Origin of the sequence: Dryocola sharpae (assembly GCF_051307055.1) — a bacterium.
Classification (GTDB): Bacteria; Pseudomonadota; Gammaproteobacteria; order Enterobacterales; family Enterobacteriaceae; genus Dryocola.
Map to the genome: position 1 here is coordinate 2,990,947 of NZ_CP149994.1, position 21,107 is coordinate 3,012,053.

Genomic DNA, 21,107 nt, shown 5'->3' on the forward strand with positions numbered 1-21,107 from the left:
GATGAATACGACCACAAAAAAACCGCTCAATCCCGAAACAACGTTAGATCGCAGCGATGAACGCGTTCATCACCAGGATAATATTCTCGGCCTGCTGCGCGGCTATATTAACCGCATTAAAACCGGCGACTTAGGGATGATACCCGTCGTGCTGGGCCTTATTATTATCTCCGCGGTCTTTACCGTGCTTAACCCTGTTTATCTGGCTCCGAACAACCTCGTCAATATGCTGTTTGACTGCGCCACGGTCGGATTTATTTCGCTGGGCATCGTCTGCGTGCTGCTGCTGGGGGAGATAGATCTCTCGGTAGGATCGATGAGCGGCCTGGCGTCAGCCATCATCGGCGTGCTGTGGGTTAATCAGGGCTGGCCTGTAGCGGGCGCAATAGCCGTCGCGCTCGCGGTCGGCGCGGTCGTAGGCCTGCTTTACGCCGAACTTTACAGCCGTTTAGGTATGCCAAGCTTCGTGGCCACGCTTGCCGGGCTTCTGGCGCTGTTGGGGATGCAGCTTTATATTCTCGGGCCGTCGGGCAGCATCAATCTCCCCTACGTTTCCCCGCTGGTGCGCTTTGGTCAGGTTCTGGTTATGCCCGGCTGGCTGGCGCATATTTTTGCGCTGTTGCCCGGCGTTATCATGCTCGCGCAAGGGTTGCGCACCCGCGTGCGGCGGGCAGAGGTAAATCTCTCTTCCGAACCTCTCAGCGCGCTGTGGATGCGCACTATTTTTATGACTGCCGTATTTGAATTCATAGTGTTTTATCTCAACACCGGCCGCGGCGTTCCTTGGGTTTTCGGCCTGTTTATCCTCGTGGTGGTGGTACTCAACTATGCGCTCAAGCGAACAAAATGGGGCCGTTCGATGTTTGCGGTTGGCGGTAATCGCGAAGCCGCTCGCCGCTCGGGTATCAACGTGCGGGGCATTTACATTAGCGCATTTATGATTTGCTCAGTGCTCGCCACCACCGGCGGAATTCTTGCCGCATCGCGCCTGGCATCCGCCAGCCAGCAGGCCGGGACGGGGGATGTTAATTTAAACGCCATCGCCGCGGCGGTAATTGGCGGCACCAGCCTGTTTGGCGGTCGGGGCAGCGCGTACTCCGCCCTGCTGGGCATTATTGTTATCCAGTGTATTTCCAACGGCCTGACGCTGCTTAACCTGCCTTCGTCATTGCGGTACATGATAACCGGCGGCGTTCTGGCAATCGCCGTGATCGTGGACTCGATGGCCCGGCGCTCGCGCGTGAGCCACGGCCGCGCCTGAGGCCGGTAAAACAGGAAGCGCAGAAAGACGGGTCAGCAGACCGTTTACTCTCCCGGGATAATTTCTGCGCTTCCATGTTTGTCAGCAGCTACCGGCAGGCACCGGCTGCCTGCGAGGCTGCATGGCATAAATGAGTTCGTTAAGCGTCGCGTAGCGCCCTGCCGCCGCCGAAAACTTTGCCTCCTGACAATCACGAGCCACGACAAAAGTTTTTATCCCGGCCCGATCGGCGGCGATAAATCCGTTCAGGCTGTCTTCAATCACCAGGCACTCACCGGCTTCCAGGCCCAGCCTGCGCAAGGCCGTAAGGTAGACGGCGGGATGGGGTTTGCCGGAATGTTCATCGTCAGCGCTGCAAACCACCTCAAAACGCTCCCATAGCGCCAGCCTGTCAAACACGGCCGCGATGATCTGCCGGCTGGATGAGGTTGCCAGCGCCATGCGATAGCCTTTGGCCTGGAAACAGCGTAAAGCCTGATACAGCCCGCTCATCGCCATACCCCGGCTTCTGACGGACCCGCAAACCTGCGCCACAATGTGTTCCTCAAGCCGCTGCGGCTGAATCCGCAGAGAATATCTTTCGCACCAGCTGCGCGCGATTTCATCGATACGTTTTCCTTTCGTGTACCTTTCGCACTCCTGCGCGGTGATAGCTATCCCAAGGCCCGCAAGCACCTCAATTTGCGCATCCTGCCAGAAGCCCTCGGAGTCGATAATGACGCCGTCCATATCAAAAATAACCGCCTGCACGCTCATTGCTGTTCCATTTTTTTGCGGCTGGCAGATGCCAGCCGTCAACTTATTACGATGCCCTGACCGTCGCTTTTGCAGCGTCGGCAGCATAACTCTCAAAGCCCGGCTGTTCGACACGGATAAAGTGGCACAGGAAGAAGGCGATGATATACAGCGCGGTATAGGCGATAACGACGCCGATGGTGCTGAAATAAGGCAGTAGCACAACCGCAATGGCCGGGGCAAGGAAGTTGGACAGGCCCGCAGAGAGGTTGTAGACCGAAATAGCTGCCCCTTTATGACGCGGTTCAAGCGCCGGGAATACCGCCGCCATCGGCACAAACGCCGCGACGAAAATCCCCAGTGCGATGGCGGGAATCAGCGCCATCGCGAAGTTATGGCCGAAGTGCTGCGGCACATAGTAGAAAGCGAGGCTGGAAAGGGCCATGCCGATGCAGCCAAACCAGCGGACAACGCGCATCCAGCCCATTTTTTCGGCCACGATCCCCCAGAAAATATTGGAGAAAATGGTCGTAAAGAAGAATACCGCCCAGACCTGCAGCCATTCGGAGGTGGTAAAGCCCAGCTCATCGACGAACATCAGCGGCATAATCACCGCAAAACCGAACAGGGAAAGGGTGTTGATGATACGCACCATGCTCGAATACATAATGCTGCGGTTGGTATACAGCAGGGTAATGGCGCGGCTCAGCTCATTAAATTTCTCGCGGGTGGTGAGATTGTGCATATGCGTCGGGGTCTGCACCTTACGCAGCGAGATCGTCGCAATCAATCCGCCTGCCAGGCAGAAGAACAGCGCCATCCACAGCGTACCGAGCTCTCCCACCAGCGGGATAGTGAAGCTTGGAATGTAGCTGCCGGCCACGCCGATGCCGATCGAATAAACCGCCCAGTACCAGCCAAGCGCCGAACTGGCGTTCTCGCTCTTCACGTTATGGATAATCACCACGATGAAGGAGTAAAGGAACAGCGGATAGGCAAACCCACGGATACCGTAGAACAACAGGATCAGCGGATAGTTTGCGTGACCCAGACCGAAGGTCAAAAACAGAACATGGAAAACGCACCACAGCACAAAACCGATAAACATGGTTTTCTGCGGCGTAATAATTTCGGCCACTACGCCGGAAACCCAGGCGGACAGCGCCGCGGCAAGGCCATAGAGCGTAAAGGCGAAAGAGGCCTGCGCCGGAGAAAAACCCAGCTCTTTAATGTAGTGGGACAGGAATGCCAGCTCAAAGCCGTCGCCGGTCATAAACACGGCGATGGCGATGTAGCCCCACAGCAGGTGAAGCGGTAATCCAAACCACTGTTTGTTAGCAATGGACATAGTGACCTCGTTTTTTGTGTACAGGGTATATCCCGGCCGTAGCCGGGAGTTTTTTTATTATTAAAATCAGAAGGTTCTATAATTCAGATCGTTAAGATAAAGGGCGTTAAACTGCGTATATCTCTGCATCAGGCTTGCATGCCGCTCAGGACGGGCAAGCCACCGCTGGTAGATTTCCGGTTTTTTACAGACCGTTTCCGCATCTTTACCTGTCGCCAGGCAGGCCAGCCGCGCGGCGCCCAGCGCGCCGCCGGTTTCACCGCCTTTGTGCGTGACGACCGGCATATTAAGAACGTCCGCCAGCAGCTGCGCCCACAGCGGGCTGCGCGCGCCGCCGCCGACCAGCGAACATTGCTGAATATGCGTCCCGCTTTCCTGAAGCACCCGCAGGCCGTCGGCAAGTCCAAAGCTGACGCCTTCCAGCACGGCGTAGCCCATCGTTGCCCGGTTGCTGGCATGCGTCAGGCCGTGGAACATTCCTTTGGCGTTGGGATCGTTATGGGGCGTGCGCTCGCCGGACAGATAGGGCAGAAACAGCGGCGCATTTGCCCTTTCGCTGTCGCTTAGCTGCGCCACCTCTTCCAGCAGCGCCGTTTCGGTGATGCCCACCAGACGGCAAAACCACTGCAGGCAGCTGGCGGCGCTTAACATCACGCTCATCTGATGCCAGCGGTCGGGTAATACGTGGCAAAACGCGTGGACGGCGGAGGCCGGCGCCGGGCGATACGCCTCATTCACCACGAACAACACGCCGGACGTGCCCAGCGAAATAAAGGCATCGCCCGGATCCACCGCCCCTACGCCAATCGCGCTGACCGCGTTATCGCCGCCGCCTCCGGCCACCGCGACTGACGGGTTAAGCCCCCATCGTTCGGCGATTTCCGGCGTGAGCAGCGCTGAAACCTCACAGCCTTCCACCAGCCTCGGCATGTTGCGCCTTGAAAAGCCGCACTTAGCAAGCAGGCTGTCTGACCAGTCACGCCTGGCGACATCAAGCCATAGCGTGCCTGCGGCATCGGACATATCGGAGATTTTTTCCCCCGTCATCCTGTAACGCAGGTAATCTTTCGGCAGCAAAACCGTCGCGACGCGTTTGAAATTCTCTGGTTCATGCCTGCGAACCCAAAGCAGCTTCGGCGCCGTAAAGCCCGGCATGGCGAGATTGCCGGCGACGGAATGCAGCTCCGGAGCAATCTCCTCCAGCTCCGCGCACTCTAAGGCGCTGCGGGTATCGTTCCACAAAATAGCGGGACGAATGACTTCTCCCTGCGCGTCGAGCAGCACCGCGCCGTGCATCTGCCCTGAGAGGCCGATAGCTTTTATCGCCGACCAGTGCTGTCCGCATTTCTCTTTGAGCGTGGCCATCAGGTAGTCGGTGGCTTCCCACCAGGCCTGCGGACTTTGCTCTGACCAGTGCGGATGAGGCCGCTGAATAGTCAGCGGCGCGCTGTGGCTGGTAACGATGTCGCCGTTCTCGTCAATGACCAGCGCCTTAACTTCAGAAGTGCCGAGATCGATGCCTAAGTACATGGTTCACCTCTTAGCGGATCAGCGCATAAACGGACTGGATTTTTTCACGCAGCAGAGCGGTGAAATCTTCCCGCTGCGCCAGTTCACCAAACAGCGCTTTATCGCCGGCAAAGAGCGCAATGGGATCTTCGGCGTTAAACATGGCGTGTACCGCTTGCGCGTCCAGAATGCCGTCCTGGTATTCGTAAGGCAGCCGCCCTGCATGCCACTGCTCCATAAAGACAAAGAACAGCGCAGGCAGCATTGCGGTGGCGTGCGGGACGGCGCCGCGCCGGTAGCATTCGATCATCGTCGGGGTAATCATCGCCGGAATCTTGGAGAAACCGTCCGCCGCCACACGCTGGTTGGTATCTTTGATGTACGGGTTGGTGAAGCGCTTGAGGACCACATCGCGGTATTGCGGCAGGTCGATACCGTTATTGCCAAGGCATGGGATCACATCTTCCGTGACGTAGCGATCGGCAACGGCGTAAATGGCGTCGGTCAGCGTGCTTTCATGGATAAACTCCTTGCCCATCAGCGTACCGGCCCAGGCGATGCAGCTGTGGGAAGCGTTGAGAATGCGGATTTTCGCCTCTTCGTAAGGGATAACCGAGTCAACCATCTCCACGCCCACCGCTTCGAGTGCGGGCCGCCCGTCGCGGAAGTTATCCTCAATCACCCACTGGATAAAGGTTTCGCCCATCACCGGCGCTTTATCATCAATGCCGGTTTTCTCTTTAATGCGCGCAGGCAAGTCGGCCGCCGGACGCGGCGTGATGCGGTCCACCATCGTATTCGGGCAGGTGGCGTTGGCTTTCAGCCAGGCGATAACGGCCTGTTTGCCTGTCAGGGTGAGAAATTCCACCAGCCCGTCGTGGAACCGCTCGCCGTTATGCCGCACGTTATCGCAGTTGAGCAGCGTTAACGGACCGGCGTTGTTCGCCATGCGCTGTTCAAGAATGCGGGTGATGACGCCATAAATGGTTTTGATGCCGCCCTGCAGATCGCAGGCTAAATCAGCGTTGCTGACCTCCAGCCTGTGGGCAGTATTGAGGTAGTAGCCCCCTTCAGTCACGGTAAAGGCGATAACTTTTGTTTCAGGCTTCGCGCCTTCGGCAATCAGGGGCTGGAGATCCGCCTGCCAGGGCAGCAATTTCTGAATGGAGGTGATTTCTTCATACTCACGCTCCCCTTCCGGGCTGACCGTCTCCAGCACATAGCGCCCATTCCGGGCGGCCAGCGCGGCGACAACATGCTCCGCATCATTACGAATATTGCCGGCGGCGATATGCCAGCGGGTATCTCCTTCAGCAATCAGGCGGTGCAGATACCACGCCTGGTGCGCGCGGTGAAACGATCCCAGACCGATGTGTAACCAGGTATTTTGCGTAGTCATAACGTTGCTCTCCATTCCAGTTGATAAGCAAGACTGTAATTGAACAATTAATTAATTTAAGAGCTTTACATCACAAAAGAGCAAAAGATCTATTTAATTACAAATGACCAATAGCGGATAAAATAGCCTTGCCTGCACCCGCTACACGCGCCAGAATGCAGGGATGCATACGCGGAAAATCTTCCGCACTATCGTTTAAGGCGCTGAAAAAATTGATAACTGAAGAAGATATACGGTTAGATCAGAAGGTTCGTGCCGCGTGGATGTACTACATTGCCGGGCAAAACCAGAGCGAAATCGCCACGCAGCTGGGCACCTCCCGCCCCGTCGTGCAGCGGCTCATCGCCGCAGCGAAAGAAGAAGGCATCGTCTCCATCGGCCTCAGCCATCCGGTCGCCAGCTGTCTGAACTACGCGCAGATGCTCAAAGAGAAATATGACCTGATCGAGTGCAATATCGTACCGGCCTTTACCAGCGATATAACGCTCGACAGCGTTTCCTTCGGCTGCTATCAGCTCATGGAAAAATACCTGCGCGCGGATAACGACAAGGTTATCGGCATCGGCTCCGGCTTAACGCTGAAAAAGACCATCAGACGTATCGACTTCGACAGCCCTAACGCGCGCTGCGTCGCCTTAATCAGCGCCATGGACGCCGAAGGGAAATGTAACTATTACGATGACGTTCCCCTGCTGCTGGCAAGTAAAATTCAGGCTAAGTACTATCAGTGGCCCGCGCCACGCTATGCGCAAACGTCTCTTGAGCACCAGATGTGGTGTTCAAACCGTTTATTCAACAACGTATTAAGCGTCGCACAGGATGCGGACGTTATTTTTGTCGGCATCGGCGCGCTTTCGCAGGAAAGCCCGATATTCAGGGATGGGTTTATTACGTCTGAGCAGCTTGAAACCTTAACGCTGCAGGGCGCGGTCGGTGAAATACTTGGGCGCTTTATTGATGCGCACGGCGAGGTTGTGGAGAGCGATATCAATAACCTGATCACCAGCTATGATATCCGCCGCAGCCAGTGCCCGCGTATCGCCGCAGCCTGCGGAGAAGATAAGCGCTCCACCATTTTTGCCGCGCTTAAGGGCAAATGGGTTAACGGTCTGGTCACCGATGAACACACTGCCCGCTGGCTGCTGACCCGTTGATGCGCCTTTTAAAACGGCGGCTTAAGGCACGAGCGTAGGCGGGATTTCGATACACTGAATTTTAGTGTCGCCGGAATCAATAACAGCAAACACCGCCTCCAGCATGGCGGGCACATCCTGGCGGACCATATCGATATCGTGTCCCAGCAGGGGAACAAACGGGTCCCAGTCAAAACAGCCCATCGGCGGCTGTTGCACGCCCGTTTGTCCGCGCGCGGCCAGCCACTGCACAACGCCTTCAAGCGATATCGTGGAGTTCACAAACAGGCCGTAAACGCCATCTTCCGGAGGCGTAAAGCCGACCAGCGCCGCCTGCACATGTTTTGATGAATAGCCTTCAATAAAGATATTTTTTGCCACCACCGGCAAGCCCATTTGCTGATGAGCTTCACGGAATCCGCGCAGGCGTTCACGGGTGTTGTGGTCATTGCGTCGGCCACCGACAAAAGTTAAAGCAATCTTTTTCCCGAAACGCTTTTCCGCGGTAAGCAGAATGCGTTCGGTAAGCGCCTTCGCCCCGGCATAGTTATCTGAAATGACCGAGGGCGCAAGCGTACCCGGCAGATCGAGATTTAACGTTGGCACGCCCGCCTGCGAGCACAGTTCGGAGATTTCATCAGGCCGCGTCGCGCCGGTCGCAATCACCCATTCCACCTGCCAGGAAAGCATAGTGCGCACCGCTTCAAGCTCCAGATCCGGGTCGCGACGGGTACAGGTGATGATGGGAAACAGACCGCGATCGCGCGCCATTTCCTCAAACTTTTCAACGATTGAACCGAAATAGCGGTTGTCATATTTCGGCACCACCATGCCGATAACGCGTGATTTCTCTTTTCGCAGCAGGCTGGCCTGCCGGTTAACGGCGTATCCCTGCTCCTGCGCCACCTGCGTGACCTTTTCCGCCAGTTTTGCGCTAATGCGGCGCTTCTTCCAGTTGCCGTTGAGGATCGCGCTTACCGCGCTGGCTGAAACGCCCGTCAGTTCCGCCAAATCGTAAATGGTAATTTTCTTTGTTTTCCTGGCGCGTATCACAAATTTTCCTCTCCGTTTTTTATCTTGCTTGCCGCAAATTTCATCTGGTGCTAAATCTGCTCTATCGATTGAGCAAGAGTGACAGCATGACAAATTCTGACTATCTGACAAGGATTATAAAATGAAAAACGCCTTATCCTCTATGAATAGCTCGCTTAGCGGTAAAGTAGCCGCCATTACCGGCGCCGCTTCAGGCATCGGCCTTGAATGTGCAAGAACACTGCTGGCCGCGGGCGCGAAAGTTGTGCTTATCGACCGTGACGGCGAAAAGCTGGAAAAGCTGACGGCGGAAATGGGTGAAAACGCCTTTGCGCTGGTGGTGGATCTTATGCAGCCGGAGCAGGTCGATAACATACTTACCGGCATTCTGGATCGTGCCGGGCGCCTGGATATCTTCCATGCCAACGCCGGGGCGTACATTGGCGGCCCGATAGCGGAAGGCGACCCGGATGTCTGGGATCGCGTGCTGCATCTGAATATTAATGCCGCATTCCGCAGCGTCCGCGCGGTGCTGCCTCACCTTATCGCCCAGAAATCAGGCGACATCATCTTTACCAGCTCCATCGCCGGCGTGGTGCCGGTCATCTGGGAGCCGATTTATACCGCCTCAAAATTCGCCGTGCAGGCGTTTGTGCACTCCACTCGCCGTCAGGTGGCGCAGTATGGCGTGCGCGTAGGCGCGGTCCTGCCGGGGCCGGTGGTAACCGCCCTGCTGGACGACTGGCCGAAGGAAAAAATGGAAGAAGCCCTGGCGAACGGCAGCCTGATGCAGCCGATTGAAGTCGCAGAGTCCGTGTTGTTTATGGTCACCCGCAATAAAAACGTAACCGTTCGCGATCTGGTCATCCTGCCGAACAGCGTCGATCTCTAATCCAGGGAGGAGTGGTGACGAAGATGAAAAATGAAACCGTAGAAAAAAACACGCTGATCGGGGTGGACGTCGGTTCGGGCAGCGTACGCGCCGGGATCTTCGATCTCTCCGGGCAGCTGCTTGCCCACGCCGCGCGGCCTGTCACCCTGCATCGCGATAAGGGAAATAAAGTTGAGCAGTCCAGCAACGAAATCTGGCAGGCGGTATGCCAGAGCATTCGCGAAGCGGTCGGCGCGGCTGGCGTATCACCGGCAAGCGTGAGCGGCATCGGTTTTGATGCCACTTGTTCCCTTGTGGTGCTGGGACAAGACGGCGAGCCGCTGCCGGTGGGGGACGCCAGCGATCCCGAGCGCAATATTATTGTCTGGATGGATCATCGCGCCACCGACCAGGCCGAACGAATTAACGCAACCGGCCATCCCGTGCTGCGATATGTCGGCGGTAAAATTTCGCCGGAGATGGAAACCCCGAAACTCCTCTGGCTGAAGGAGAACCGCCGGGAAGTTTATGATAAGGCCTGGCAGTTTTTCGACCTGGCGGACTTTCTCACCTGGCGCGCCACGGGCGATCTGGCCCGCTCAACCTGCACGGTAACCTGTAAATGGACCTATCTGGCGCACGAAAAGCGCTGGGATCCTGACTACTTCCGTACCATCGGACTCGGTGAGCTGGCGGACGAGGAGTTTATGCGTATTGGTCAGCGCATCCTGGAGCCCGGAACCTCCTGCGGCCAGGGACTCAGCGCGGCTGCGGCCGATGAGATGGGTTTAGCTGTCGGCACGCCCGTCGCCATCGGAATGATTGACGCCCACGCGGGCGGGATCGGCACGGCGGGCGTGGATGATGGCGCGCTGCACAATCTTGCCTGGGTTTTCGGCACCTCCGCCTGCACGATGACCTCCACGGAAAAGCCCGTTTATATTCCCGGCGTGTGGGGTCCTTACTATTCGGCGATGGTGCCGGGCATGTGGCTAAGCGAAGGCGGCCAAAGCGCTGCTGGCGCGGCGATCGATCGGCTGCTGGCGTTCCACCCCGCCGCTGCCGAAGCAAACACGCAGGCTCAGGCGCTCAACGTCCCGCTGCCGGTTTACCTGGCGGATCTGGCGCTGGCTAAGCTCACCGATCCGTCAAAAGCTGTTGAACTGGCTCGCGGTATTCATGTCGTGCCTGAGTTTTCAGGCAACCGCGCGCCGTTTGCCGATCCCCATGCCCGGGCGGCCATCGCCGGATTAGGCATGGAGAGGGATCTGGACAGTCTGCTCGCCCTGTATATCGCCGGCTTATGCGGCATCGGCTACGGACTGCGGCAGATCGTGGATGCGCAGCGCCAGCAGGGCGTTAAGACGGATAAAATCGCCATCAGCGGCGGCGCGGGCCAGCATCCGCTGGTGCGTCAGCTGCTGGCCGATGCCTGCGATCTCCCTATCCTCTCCACGACATGCGGCGAGCCCGTGCTGCTGGGCTCGGCGATTCTGGGAGCCGTCGCCGGCAATATGGCCGCCACCGTCAATGAAGCCATGTCGTCGATGACGAAGCTGGATCGGCAGTTTGAACCCCAGGAGGCTTATCGCCAGACGCACCGGGCGCGCTATGAGAGCTATAAGCTCTTACAGCAGACGGCCAGGACGTTGCGGGATTGCTGAAGGCAGGCGCGGGGATAATATCGCAGGGCGGATAACGCACGCTTATCCGCCCCGGAAGGAAAGGAACTACTCCGCAGCCGTCGCCGACTGCTTCTCATTTTTGGCGTTGCGCGTCATCCACAGCGCCAGCGCCTTCAGCGAATCTGGCGTGAACTCATCGCAGCGGGCGGTGATCTCTTCCGGCGACATCCAGCTTACCTCGCTGATCTCCTCTTCCTGCAGCGCAAACGGGCCATGCGAGACGCAGCTGAACAAACCGCCCCATACACGGCAGTTTTCATCTTCAAAATAGAACTGGCCATGCTCGGCAAAGGGAACCCCGGCGATACCCAACTCTTCTTCCGCCTCGCGGCGCGCCGAATCAAGAAGCTGTTCGTCAGACTGAACGACGCCCCCCGCGGTGGCATCCAGCATGCCCGGCATGAAATCTTTCGTCTCAGTGCGGCGCTGCACCAGAATTTTGCCCATGCCGTCATGAACAACAATATAGGTAGCACGATGGCGTAACCGCTGCGCGCGCATCTGCTCGCGGCTGGCTTGCGCTATCACCTCATTGTCTTCATTGACAATGTCCACCCATTCCGTGCCAACAACATGACTCTGTTCCACCATCGGGAAACCTTCTCTAAAGGGCGCTCTTACGGCGCGTTATCGGTTTTACAAACGGTAAGTTACGGGGTAATGCCGACCTGCGCAATAACCCCATCGTGATTCAGCGTGTGAACGCTCAGAACGCCGTCATTCAACATGCCGTAACTCGCTTCAAAACCCCCTTTTGGCATACTTACGGAGCCCGGGTTGAAGAAGTAAAGCCCGTCACGCTTTTCAGCTACCGGAAGATGAGTATGGCCGAAAATCAGCGCGTCGTGTGGCGCCAAAGGCGGCAAATTATCAGGGCTGAAAAGATGGCCGTGGGTGACAAATAAACGCTGCCCCGGCAACAGAATCTGCGTAAAAGGCGCGGTAATGGGAAAGCGCAGCAGCATCTGGTCAACTTCGCTGTCGCAGTTGCCGCGCACCGCGACGATTTTATCCGCCACGCCGTTAAGCCGCTGCGCGACCGCCGCCGGATCGTAGCCTTCTGGTAAGGCATTGCGCGGCCCGTGATTGAGCAAATCGCCAACCAGGACGAGCCACCGCGCGCCGCTTTGCGCAAAAATTGCCAGCACCTTCTCGGTTGCCGGCAACGACCCGTGAATATCGGAGGCAAACATCAGCTGCATAAATACACCTCTCTTTTAACGCCGGCGGGCTTAATGATAGCGGACAAAGCCGTACCAATCAGCCCGCTCGTTTTGCTGAACGAGCGATATAGCGCTGCACGGAAGCGCGCTGCCACTGGAAAGCCGCGTATTCCTGCAGGCGTTCGGGCACATCGTCTCCGTTTAGAATCAGCCGGTTCAGCATCAGGGCAAGATCGGTATCGGCGATGCACCATTCGCCAAACAGATTCTGCTGGCCGTCTGGCAACAGAGCTTCAACCGTCGAGATAAGTTTCCCGGCCGCCTTCAGGCCCGCATCGCTAAGGGCCGGCTTTTTCGCGCCGCCAAAAACGACATCCGTTGGACGCTCTTCGCGGATCGGCATCAAATCGCTGCGCAGCCAGGCCTGAATCTGGCGGGCACGCGCACGCTTTTCAATGTCGAGAGGATAGATACGCTCCCAGGTTGGCGGCGCAAATCGCTCTTCCAGATATTCATCGATGGCTGAGGATTCGCTGAGGACAAAATCATCCACCGCAAGCACCGGCACGCGGCGCGTAAGATCGTAGCCCTTCCAGCCGGGCTGCAAATTCTGCCCGGCGGCGAGATCGACGGTCTGCAGGGTGAAGTTAAGCCCCTTCTCATTCAGGGCAACATAGACCGAAAGCACATAGGGGCTGAAATAGTCGGCATCGGACCAAAGTGTTATTGCAGGCTGGCTCATTTTTATCCTCGTGATCAACGCTTGCGGCTTCTGAACATATAGCGAAAAACCGTCGCTGTCACCTGAGCAAACTTCAATTTTGGTCTCCCGCCTCATGCCACAAAGCCTATACTGCAAAGGCTTGCCGAAAACTGATATGACGGAGCCTGACCATGATCGATCTCTTCTACGCACCAACGCCAAACGGCCACAAAATCACGCTGTTTCTGGAAGAAACGGGGCTGGATTACCACCTTCATCGCATTGATATTGGCAAAGGGGATCAGTTCAGGCCGGAATTCCTCGCCATCGCCCCGAACAATAAAATTCCGGCGATAGTCGATAATCTGCCCGCCGACGGCAGCGGCCCGTTAAGCATTTTTGAATCCGGGGCGATTTTGCTTTATCTGGCAGAGAAAACGAATTTGCTGCTCAGCAAAGATCTCCGCGAGCGCGCCCATACCCTGCAATGGCTCTTCTGGCAGGTCGGCGGATTTGGCCCGATGCTGGGGCAGAATCATCACTTTAACCACTTTGCGCCGCAAACCGTTCCCTACGCCATTGAGCGCTATCAGGTGGAAACCCAGCGCTTGTATGGCGTGCTCAACAGACAGCTGGAAAAATCGCCGTGGCTGGGCGGCCAGGAATACAGCATTGCTGATATCGCCACTTATCCGTGGACGGTCTCCCACGAACGTCAGCGCATCGATCTGGCTACCTATCCCGCGGTAAAAAACTGGTTTGAACGGATTCGCTCGCGCCCGGCAACGGAGCGGGCGTATCAACAGGCGGAAATCCTCTAAGGGCGCGTGTCTAAATCCTCCCGCTGTGGTGTAATCTGTGGCGGGAAGCTACACACGGAGGAAACCTGCAATGTTATCCCCTCAGCCAGACGCTGTTATTCGCATTAAAAATCTTCGCCTGCGCACTTTTATCGGCATTAAACAAGAAGAGATTGCCAACCGTCAGGATATCGTCGTTAACGTCGCGATTCATTATCCCGCTGACAGGGCCCGCGCCAGTGAAGACATTAACGATGCGCTTAACTATCGCACCATCACCAAAAACATCATTCAGTTAGTGGAGAATAACCGCTTCTCCCTGCTGGAAAAATTAACTCAGGATGTGCTCGATATCGCATGTGACCATCCGTGGGTGTCGTATGCTGAAGTAGAGATCGATAAACTTCACGCGCTGCGTTATGCCGACTCGGTATCAATGACCATGAGCTGGCAAAGATAGGCGCGACCGACAGGAGAGGCGCATGCAGATACTGATCACCGGCGGTACCGGGCTTATTGGCAGCCATCTGGTGCCACGATTGCTGGAAACCGGGCACAGCGTTACCGTGGTGACAAGGGATCCGGACAAAGCTCGTACCAGGCTCGACTCCCGCGTTACGCTGTGGAAAGGGCTTAACGACCATGCAACTCTCGACGGTTTTGACGCCGTCATTAACCTCGCGGGCGAATCCATCGCCGATAAACGCTGGACGGAAATGCAGAAGCAGCGTCTGTGCCAGAGCCGCTGGCAGATCACCGAGCGCCTGGTAGCAATGTTTAAAGCCAGCCAGACGCCGCCTTCCGTTTTCATCTCCGGCTCTGCCACGGGTTACTACGGCGATCTGGGTGAAGTGGTGGTGGCGGAAGATGAACCGCCGCACAATGAATTTACCCATAAGCTGTGCGCACGCTGGGAGCAAATCGCCTGCGGCGCGCAAAGCGAAAACACCCGCGTTTGCCTGCTGCGCACCGGCGTTGTGCTGGCGCCAAAAGGCGGCATTCTGGCAAAACTGCTGCCTCTTTTTCGCTTAGGTCTTGGCGGCCCGGTGGGTAACGGCCGCCAGTATCTTGCCTGGATCCACGTCGAGGATATGGTCAACGGCATTCTCTGGCTGTTGAACAACGATCTGCGCGGCCCGTTCAATATGGTTTCGCCCTACCCCGTACGCAACGAACAGTTCTCTCACGCTCTTGGCCACGTACTGAATCGTCCGGCCTTTATGCGTGCTCCTGCGACAGCGGTGAGGCTGATGATGGGCGAATCTGCGGTTCTGGTGCTGGGCGGACAGCGTGCGCTGCCTAAGCGGCTGGAGGAGTCAGGATTTGGCTTCCGCTATTTCGATCTGGAAGAGGCTTTGGCGGACGTGGTGCGCTAACTGAATGAATAAAAATGCTCATTTTCGCTTATTTAACGTCGACGACATTTTTCAGACCTGTTCTCCCGGTGAAAGGAGCGCCGCCACGATAGATCTGTGCGTAGCGGCGCTTGCGTTTCGTAATTTCGATTTTTATCCACGCCGCCTCCCCTTCATCGTGGAATGCGTTTGCAGCAGCGAAGCACTCTGGCAAATGCTGTTTGATGAAGCAGACGCCTGTTACTGGCTCAGGGATCGTCAGGAAGGTGTCCTGGTCTACGAAGCGACGCCGCACTGCGGATGTTTAAGAACCTACCGTTTCAGGAGTCCCCGCTTCGCACTGCGCGGCGGCACCGATCGTCCCTGGAAAGCTATTGCTACAGAATCAGATTTATATCAGATGCTGGATACGCCTTCGGCAAGGAAAATCTATCGCCGCTGGTATGAGTGGACAGAAACGAAAACCCAGCAGCAGACCGCGCTGGCGCAGGGAAGGATGGCCAATACCAGCGTTAATAAGACCGTTATCTTCTCGGGCGAAGTGGGATGTATAGCCTGCAATGCCCCCGCTACCGGCTACGCCAACACCACCATTGGCAATCCGCCGGACGCCTCCACCCTGGTACAGCTGCCGGTTTGTCAGCATCATCTAAAGCTGGCGGGCGAGGCGCCGAACGTCTTAACGTTTCTGCTGGGAATTTTTAATCTCTCCATGGATCTGCCTCTTACCAGAAGTTGGGAAGCAATTCCGGACGAAATGATCGCTGATATTCATCAGCACGTTGCGGACGAGCTGGAAGGTGAGCCAGGACAGTGCGAGAAACGCAAACGCGGTTGGCTGCTTGAGATTCGGCTAGGTGAAGGCTGGCACTGGCTGCTAAGGCTCAATACCCTGATGGATTACAGCTATATGCTGTTCAGGCCGGATGATAAAAAAGCCGTCTACCGGGCCGATTCAGCGCCGGATCATCCCGACCTGGCGTTTTTCCCCCATCATGAACACTCGCGGCCCGATCGTAAAAGCGATGTCCGAACCACGAGCTTTCTGTACGGTTTGCCCCTGTTTGATATCGTGCGCCTGAAAGCCATCAGTCAGGAAAAGCGCCAGCAGGCAAAACTGTCGCGGACATAATCTGAACGGGCAGATTTTCTGCCCGTTTTCTTACTTCAACGAGCCCGACAAAAACTGCTGCAATCGCGCGCTTTTAGGATTGCCGAACAGCTCGTCCGGCGCGCCCTCTTCTTCTATGCGCCCCTGATGCAGGAAGATCACGTGGCTTGAGACGTGGCGGGCAAAATCCATTTCGTGGGTTACCACAACCATGGTTTTCCCCTCTTCGGCAAGCTTTTGCATGATGCGCAGCACTTCGCCCACCAGCTCCGGATCCAGCGCGGAGGTTGGTTCATCAAACAGCAACACTTCCGGCTCCATCGCCAGCGCGCGGGCAATAGAGACACGCTGCTGCTGCCCGCCGGAAAGGTGCACCGGATATTTCGCCTGCTGGCGCTCGTCAATCCCCACTTTTGCGAGATATTTGATCGCGCGCTCTTTCGCTTCCTGCTTGTTCAGACCCAGCACCTGAATCGGCGCTTCCATAACGTTTTCCAGCACCGTCATGTGGCTCCACAGGTTGAAGTGCTGAAACACCATGGTCAGCCTGGTGCGCAGCAGGCGCAGCTGGTTTTTATCCGCCACTTTCAGCTGACCGTCTTTGTCGCGCACCAGGTTGATGTTCTGGTTGCTCACCGCAATGGTGCCTTCGCTCGGCTTTTCGAGGAAGTTAATGCAGCGCAAAAATGTGCTTTTCCCCGAGCCTGAAGAACCGATGATGCTGATAACATCGCCAGCGTTGGCCTGCAGAGAAACTCCTTTGAGCACTTCATGTTCGCCGTAGCGTTTGTGCAGATCGGTAACGTTTAATTTATTTTCAGCCATGGAAATCACTCAGTGCGAAGAGCTGGGTTTAACATGCTGCATAAAGCGTTTTTCCGCGCGGCGGAACAGGCTTATAAGCACGTAAGAGATAATCAGGTACAACACCGCAGCGATACCGAAGGCGGTAAACGGCTGGTAGGTTGCGGAGTTAATATCACGGGCGATTTTCAGCAGATCCGGCACGGTGGCGGTAAACGCCAGCGCGGTGGAGTGCAGCATTAAAATGACCTCGTTGCTGTACGCGGGCAGTGCGATACGCAGCGCCGATGGCAAAATAATGCAGCGATACATCTTCACGCGTGAAAAGCCGTACGCCCGGGCGGCCTCGATTTCGCCGTGCGGAACCGAGCGGATGGCGCCGGCAAAAATCTCCGTCGTATAGGCGCAGGTGTTTAGCGTCAGCGCCAGAACGGTGCAGTTCAGCCCGCTGCGGAAGAACTCGTTCAGCAGCACGGTGCCCTTCACCACTTCCAGCGTGTACATACCGGAATAAAAGACCAGCAGCTGCACATACAGCGGCGTACCGCGGAAAACATAGGTAAATAGCCAGACAGGGAAAGCGATGAATTTATTGCCTGAGACGCGCCCGATGGCGAGGAACAGCGCCAGAATGCCGCCCATCACTACGGATGAAATCAGCAGCCACAGCGTGATAGCCACGCCGGTGAAGCGGTAGCCATCCGTCCACAGCAGGGATTTCCAGTACTCCTGGATAATATCGATCATAGCTCGGCCCTCTTCACGCCTACAGAGTAGCGGCGTTCAAGCCAGAGCAGCACGCCGTTGGACAGCGTGGTAAACACCAGATAAATGATCCCGGCAACAATCGCAAAATAGAACGGCTGCCAGGTCGTTTTTCCCGCCAGCTGCGTCGCTTTTACCACATCTTCCAGCCCTAATAACGAGACCAGCGCCGTCGCTTTCAGAATGACCTGCCAGTTGTTGCCGATGCCGGGCAAGGCGTAGCGCATCATGGCGGGGAACAGTATGCGGCGGAAGGTTTGCGATGCGGTAAAGCCAAAGGCCGTTGCAGCTTCGATATGCCCCTGCGGCACGGCGAGAAAAGCCCCGCGAAAGGTTTCGGTAAAATAAGCGCCGTAGATAAAACCCAGCGTAATAATGCCGGCTACCATCGGGTCGATATCAAACTGCGCCATGCCTAAGGCGTCGGTAATGCTGTTGAGCAGCATTTGCAGGCCATAGAAAATCAGCAGCATCAGCACTAAATCGGGCACGCCGCGGATAAGCGTGGTATAGCCTTCAAACACCAACGCCAGCGGGCGATTTTTTGATAATTTGGCACCCGCGCCGGCAAGACCAATCACCACGGAGAGAAGAACGGAGCTTAGCGCCAGTTCCAGCGTGACGAGCGCCCCTTTAAATATCACTTCAGAAAAGCCATACAGCATGGTGTGTATCCTGTCGTCAGTGTCTGCACAAATTCAGCTAAGCGTCGGACGGGAAGCACCGCTCACCCGCCGCAACTTTATCAACGGTGGACATCGCCTGCGCTTATCCACCCTATGACACTGTTAACCACCGTAAACATCGAAATCGAAATACTTCTTCGCCAGCTTCTCGTAGGTGCCGTCTTTGCGCATGTCGGCAAAGGCTTTGTTCAGCGCTTCACGCAGTTCGGTATCCTCTTTACGCAGCCCCATACCGGTGCCCACGCCAAAGAGCTTGTTGTCTTTAATGGAAGGGCCGCCAAACTGGTAATCTTTACCGATTGGCTGTTTGAGGAAGCCTTCGCTGGCCGCGACTTCATCCTGGAAGGCGGCATCAATGCGGCCTGCCGTCAGGTCAGCGTAGATGGAGTCCTGGCCCTGATAAGAGACAATCTCGATGCCTTTCGGCGCCCAGTGAATATTGCCGTAGGTTTCCTGCGTGGTGCCCTGCAGCACGCCTACGCGTTTACCCTTCAGCGACTCAAGCGTTGGCTGAATAGACGAGCCTTTGGCTACCACCAGGCGGGAATCCGCGGCGTACAGCTTGTCGGTGAAGGCGATCTCCTGCTGGCGTTTTTCGGTGATAGAAAGCGACGACATAATAACGTCGATTTTTTTCGCCTTCAAAGAAGGGATCAGCGCATCAAGAGGGTTCTCAACGAAGGTACAGTTGGTTTCGATGCGTTTGCAGAGTTCTTTCGCCAGATCTATATCAAAACCGACTAGTTCACCCTGGGCATTTTTCGATTCAAACGGGGCATAGGTCGGATCGGTACCGATACGGACGTTTTTGGGAATAGCGGCGAATGCTGTGGAAACGCTGGAAAATGCCAGCACCAGAGAAAGGGACAACACCAACTTTTTCATAATTATCCTCAATAGACTGTCTTTTTAGCGCTAATGCCGTGTTCTGGCTAATCAGGTTGAATAAAATGCAATAAAAACGCGCAGCCAACAAGGCTCCGGCACTGCATTTTTATCCAGCCCGGTTAACAATATATGCATAACCGGGCCACAGACTACGGGAAAAACTTATTCGCCGTAAACATTAAAGTCGAAGTACTTTTTGGCGAACTTGTCATAGGTGCCGTCTTTACGCATTTCAGCGAGCGCTTTATCGAAAGCAGCCTTTAGCTCGGCGTCATCTTTACGCAAACCGATGCCGGTGCCATCGCCAAAATACTGTTTGTTTTTCACGGCAGGCCCGGCAAAGGCGAACTCTTTACCCGCAGGCTGTTTCAGGAAACCTTCGCTGGCGGCGGTTTCATCCTGGAACGCAGCATCCAGACGGCCCGCGGCGAGGTCAGAATAAATCAGGTCCTGGTTTGCGTAAGCCACCACGTCAATGCCCTTTGGACGCCACTCGGCGTTAGCAAAGGCTTCCTGAGTAGAGCCCTGCAGCACGCCGACGTGTTTCCCCTTCAGCGATTCAAGGGTCGGCTGGATTGGCGAGCCTTTGCTGGCGATCAGGCGTGGATCCGCCGCATAGAGTTTGTCAGAGAAGGCAATTTCCTGCTGGCGTTTCTCAGTGATGGAGAGGGAGGAGATAATCGCGTCGATTTTCTTCGCTTTCAGGGACGGGATCAGCGCGTCAAAGTCGCTGCCTACCCAGGTACATTTGGTGTTGATGCGTTTGCAAAGCTCGTTACCAAGATCGATATCAAAGCCGACAAAATCCCCTTTCGCATCCTTAGAAGAGAACGGGGCATAGGTGGCGTCCGTACCAATACGAACGTTCTGCGGAATTGCTGCGTAAACGGTGCTGGTAAGGCCCAGCAGCAAAGACAGAACGAGAACCTGCTTCTTCATAGATAACCCTCAAGTTGTCTCTTATTATGCGTGATGTTGTGTGATGTATTGCCAACGAGGAGTTGCAGTTCTCATGCCACTTTTCCCTGCGTAAAAGAAAGTGCGTGGTTTTATGTTAATAAAACGTTGCAACTCTGTCGTCTGGTTGAAAGATAGCAGGTCTGACGCAGGGACAAAGCCTTTACCGGGCAAAATGCGGACTAAATCTCTCAAAAGCGATCGGGGTTACAAAATTGCCCCAAATTGAGGCAGTCGGTTTTGTGACGCACCACGCTGGCGCACCATTCAGGTGCCCTGCCAGCGCGTAAATAAATCGGCAGGCAGATCGATGTCGAACTGATCCAGCACACGATTAACCGTCTGGTCGATGAGGTCATTAAGCGTTTGCGGCCGATGGTAGAACGCAGGCACCGGCGGCATAATCACCGCGCCCAGTTCAGCGGCCTGCGTCATCAGACGCAAATGGCCAAGGTGCAGCGGGGTTTCACGCACGCAAAGCACCAGCGGACGACGCTCTTTAAGCACCACGTCGGCGGCGCGCGTCAACAGTCCGTCTGTATAACTGTGCACGATGCCGGAGAGAGTTTTGATTGAGCAGGGCAATACGACCATGCCGTGGGTCTTAAACGAGCCTGAAGATATATTTGCCGCGATATCGCGGGCATCGTGCACCACGCAGGCCAGAGCCTGGACGTCGCGCAGGGAGAGATCGGTTTCGAGGGTGAGGGTCTGCCGGGCCGCGTTGCTCATGATGAGATGGGTTTCCACCTCCGGTACCTGTTGCAGCGCCTTAAGCAGCCGCACACCGTAAATCGCGCCGCTGGCACCTGAAATTCCAACAATTAACCGTTTCATCTTTTTCAGCCCGTCGTCATTATCTGGGCTGACTTTGCCGCAAGATGAGGATGGATGCAAGAATC

General features: G+C 56.1%; 22 protein-coding genes. 8 read left to right on the forward strand and 14 right to left on the reverse strand.

What is annotated here, in order from left to right; all coding sequences use genetic code 11:
• Window position 1: 1 nt before the first annotated feature.
• Window positions 2-1,261 (forward strand): sugar ABC transporter permease, encoded by a 1,260-nt coding sequence (locus tag WLO31_RS14225; protein ID WP_435927261.1) that lies wholly within the window; start codon window positions 2-4, stop codon window positions 1,259-1,261.
• A gap of 81 nt (window positions 1,262-1,342) precedes the next feature.
• Here WLO31_RS14225 and WLO31_RS14230 read toward each other — a convergent pair whose 3' ends face one another.
• From WLO31_RS14230 to dalD, 4 genes are all read right to left on the reverse strand, one after another.
• The gene (locus WLO31_RS14230) at window positions 1,343-2,017 is read right to left on the reverse strand and encodes an HAD family hydrolase (RefSeq protein ID WP_435927262.1); all 675 of its coding nucleotides are present in this window, start codon (window positions 2,015-2,017) and stop codon (window positions 1,343-1,345) included.
• A 46-nt stretch (window positions 2,018-2,063) separates the two neighbouring features.
• Complete coding sequence (locus tag WLO31_RS14235; protein ID WP_435927263.1) at window positions 2,064-3,344, reverse strand: RbtT/DalT/CsbX family MFS transporter; 1,281 nt, start codon at window positions 3,342-3,344, stop codon at window positions 2,064-2,066.
• 66 nt (window positions 3,345-3,410) lie between these two features.
• Window positions 3,411-4,874 (reverse strand): xylulokinase, encoded by a 1,464-nt coding sequence (gene xylB, locus WLO31_RS14240; protein WP_435927264.1) that lies wholly within the window; start codon window positions 4,872-4,874, stop codon window positions 3,411-3,413.
• A gap of 10 nt (window positions 4,875-4,884) precedes the next feature.
• A complete protein-coding gene (gene dalD, locus WLO31_RS14245; protein ID WP_435927265.1) occupies window positions 4,885-6,252 on the reverse strand; it encodes a D-arabinitol 4-dehydrogenase in 1,368 nt (455 codons plus the stop codon).
• Window positions 6,253-6,464: 212 nt separating this feature from the next.
• Between dalD and WLO31_RS14250 the strand changes: the two genes are divergently transcribed.
• The gene (locus WLO31_RS14250) at window positions 6,465-7,406 is read left to right on the forward strand and encodes a sugar-binding transcriptional regulator (RefSeq protein WP_435927266.1); all 942 of its coding nucleotides are present in this window, start codon (window positions 6,465-6,467) and stop codon (window positions 7,404-7,406) included.
• 21 nt (window positions 7,407-7,427) lie between these two features.
• On the opposite strand, the gene WLO31_RS14255 is transcribed toward WLO31_RS14250, so the two are convergent.
• Window positions 7,428-8,438, reverse strand: a complete 1,011-nt coding sequence (locus WLO31_RS14255) for a LacI family DNA-binding transcriptional regulator (RefSeq protein WP_435927267.1) — start codon at window positions 8,436-8,438, stop codon at window positions 7,428-7,430.
• A gap of 121 nt (window positions 8,439-8,559) precedes the next feature.
• On the opposite strand from WLO31_RS14255, the gene WLO31_RS14260 reads away from it, so the two are divergent.
• Both WLO31_RS14260 and WLO31_RS14265 read left to right on the forward strand, forming a co-directional pair.
• On the forward strand, window positions 8,560-9,309 hold the full coding sequence (locus WLO31_RS14260) for an SDR family oxidoreductase (RefSeq protein WP_435927268.1): 750 nt from the start codon (window positions 8,560-8,562) through the stop codon (window positions 9,307-9,309).
• A gap of 23 nt (window positions 9,310-9,332) precedes the next feature.
• Complete coding sequence (locus WLO31_RS14265; protein ID WP_435927269.1) at window positions 9,333-10,952, forward strand: FGGY-family carbohydrate kinase; 1,620 nt, start codon at window positions 9,333-9,335, stop codon at window positions 10,950-10,952.
• A gap of 66 nt (window positions 10,953-11,018) precedes the next feature.
• On the opposite strand, the gene yfcD is transcribed toward WLO31_RS14265, so the two are convergent.
• Genes yfcD through yfcF form a run of 3 tightly spaced genes read right to left on the reverse strand, consistent with a single transcriptional unit; the run spans window position 11,019 to window position 12,878 of the window.
• Window positions 11,019-11,564 carry an NUDIX hydrolase YfcD gene (gene yfcD / locus WLO31_RS14270; RefSeq protein WP_435927271.1) on the reverse strand — a complete coding sequence of 182 codons (546 nt, stop codon included), beginning with the start codon at window positions 11,562-11,564 and terminating at the stop codon, window positions 11,019-11,021.
• A 59-nt stretch (window positions 11,565-11,623) separates the two neighbouring features.
• The gene (gene yfcE, locus WLO31_RS14275; protein WP_435927272.1) at window positions 11,624-12,175 is read right to left on the reverse strand and encodes a phosphodiesterase; all 552 of its coding nucleotides are present in this window, start codon (window positions 12,173-12,175) and stop codon (window positions 11,624-11,626) included.
• A 58-nt stretch (window positions 12,176-12,233) separates the two neighbouring features.
• Window positions 12,234-12,878 (reverse strand): glutathione transferase, encoded by a 645-nt coding sequence (gene yfcF / locus WLO31_RS14280; RefSeq protein ID WP_435927274.1) that lies wholly within the window; start codon window positions 12,876-12,878, stop codon window positions 12,234-12,236.
• A gap of 152 nt (window positions 12,879-13,030) precedes the next feature.
• On the opposite strand from yfcF, the gene yfcG reads away from it, so the two are divergent.
• From yfcG to WLO31_RS14300, 4 genes are all read left to right on the forward strand, one after another.
• Window positions 13,031-13,660, forward strand: a complete 630-nt coding sequence (yfcG, locus tag WLO31_RS14285; RefSeq protein WP_435927275.1) for a GSH-dependent disulfide bond oxidoreductase — start codon at window positions 13,031-13,033, stop codon at window positions 13,658-13,660.
• A 70-nt stretch (window positions 13,661-13,730) separates the two neighbouring features.
• A complete protein-coding gene (gene folX / locus WLO31_RS14290) occupies window positions 13,731-14,099 on the forward strand; it encodes a dihydroneopterin triphosphate 2'-epimerase (RefSeq protein ID WP_435927276.1) in 369 nt (122 codons plus the stop codon).
• 22 nt (window positions 14,100-14,121) lie between these two features.
• Entirely contained in the window at window positions 14,122-15,015 is an 894-nt protein-coding gene (locus tag WLO31_RS14295; protein WP_435927277.1) for a TIGR01777 family oxidoreductase, read from the forward strand.
• 4 nt (window positions 15,016-15,019) lie between these two features.
• Window positions 15,020-16,126 (forward strand): toxin-antitoxin system TumE family protein, encoded by a 1,107-nt coding sequence (locus WLO31_RS14300; protein WP_435927278.1) that lies wholly within the window; start codon window positions 15,020-15,022, stop codon window positions 16,124-16,126.
• A 30-nt stretch (window positions 16,127-16,156) separates the two neighbouring features.
• Here WLO31_RS14300 and hisP read toward each other — a convergent pair whose 3' ends face one another.
• The 6 genes from hisP to WLO31_RS14330 form a co-directional block, all read right to left on the reverse strand.
• Window positions 16,157-16,930: a histidine ABC transporter ATP-binding protein HisP gene (hisP, locus tag WLO31_RS14305; protein ID WP_435927279.1), complete on the reverse strand. Its 774-nt coding sequence runs from the start codon at window positions 16,928-16,930 to the stop codon at window positions 16,157-16,159.
• Between the two features lie 9 nt (window positions 16,931-16,939).
• Window positions 16,940-17,656, reverse strand: a complete 717-nt coding sequence (locus WLO31_RS14310) for an ABC transporter permease (RefSeq protein WP_435927280.1) — start codon at window positions 17,654-17,656, stop codon at window positions 16,940-16,942.
• A complete protein-coding gene (locus WLO31_RS14315; RefSeq protein WP_435927281.1) occupies window positions 17,653-18,339 on the reverse strand; it encodes a histidine ABC transporter permease HisQ in 687 nt (228 codons plus the stop codon). The genes WLO31_RS14310 and WLO31_RS14315 overlap by 4 nt, the downstream gene beginning before the upstream one ends.
• Window positions 18,340-18,462: 123 nt before the next feature.
• Window positions 18,463-19,245, reverse strand: coding sequence for a histidine ABC transporter substrate-binding protein HisJ (hisJ, locus tag WLO31_RS14320; protein WP_435927282.1), 783 nt, complete (start codon window positions 19,243-19,245; stop codon window positions 18,463-18,465).
• Between the two features lie 165 nt (window positions 19,246-19,410).
• Entirely contained in the window at window positions 19,411-20,187 is a 777-nt protein-coding gene (gene argT, locus WLO31_RS14325) for a lysine/arginine/ornithine ABC transporter substrate-binding protein ArgT (protein WP_435927283.1), read from the reverse strand.
• Window positions 20,188-20,472: 285 nt separating this feature from the next.
• Window positions 20,473-21,042 carry a UbiX family flavin prenyltransferase gene (locus WLO31_RS14330; RefSeq protein WP_435927284.1) on the reverse strand — a complete coding sequence of 190 codons (570 nt, stop codon included), beginning with the start codon at window positions 21,040-21,042 and terminating at the stop codon, window positions 20,473-20,475.
• Between the last annotated feature and the right edge of the window lie 65 nt (window positions 21,043-21,107).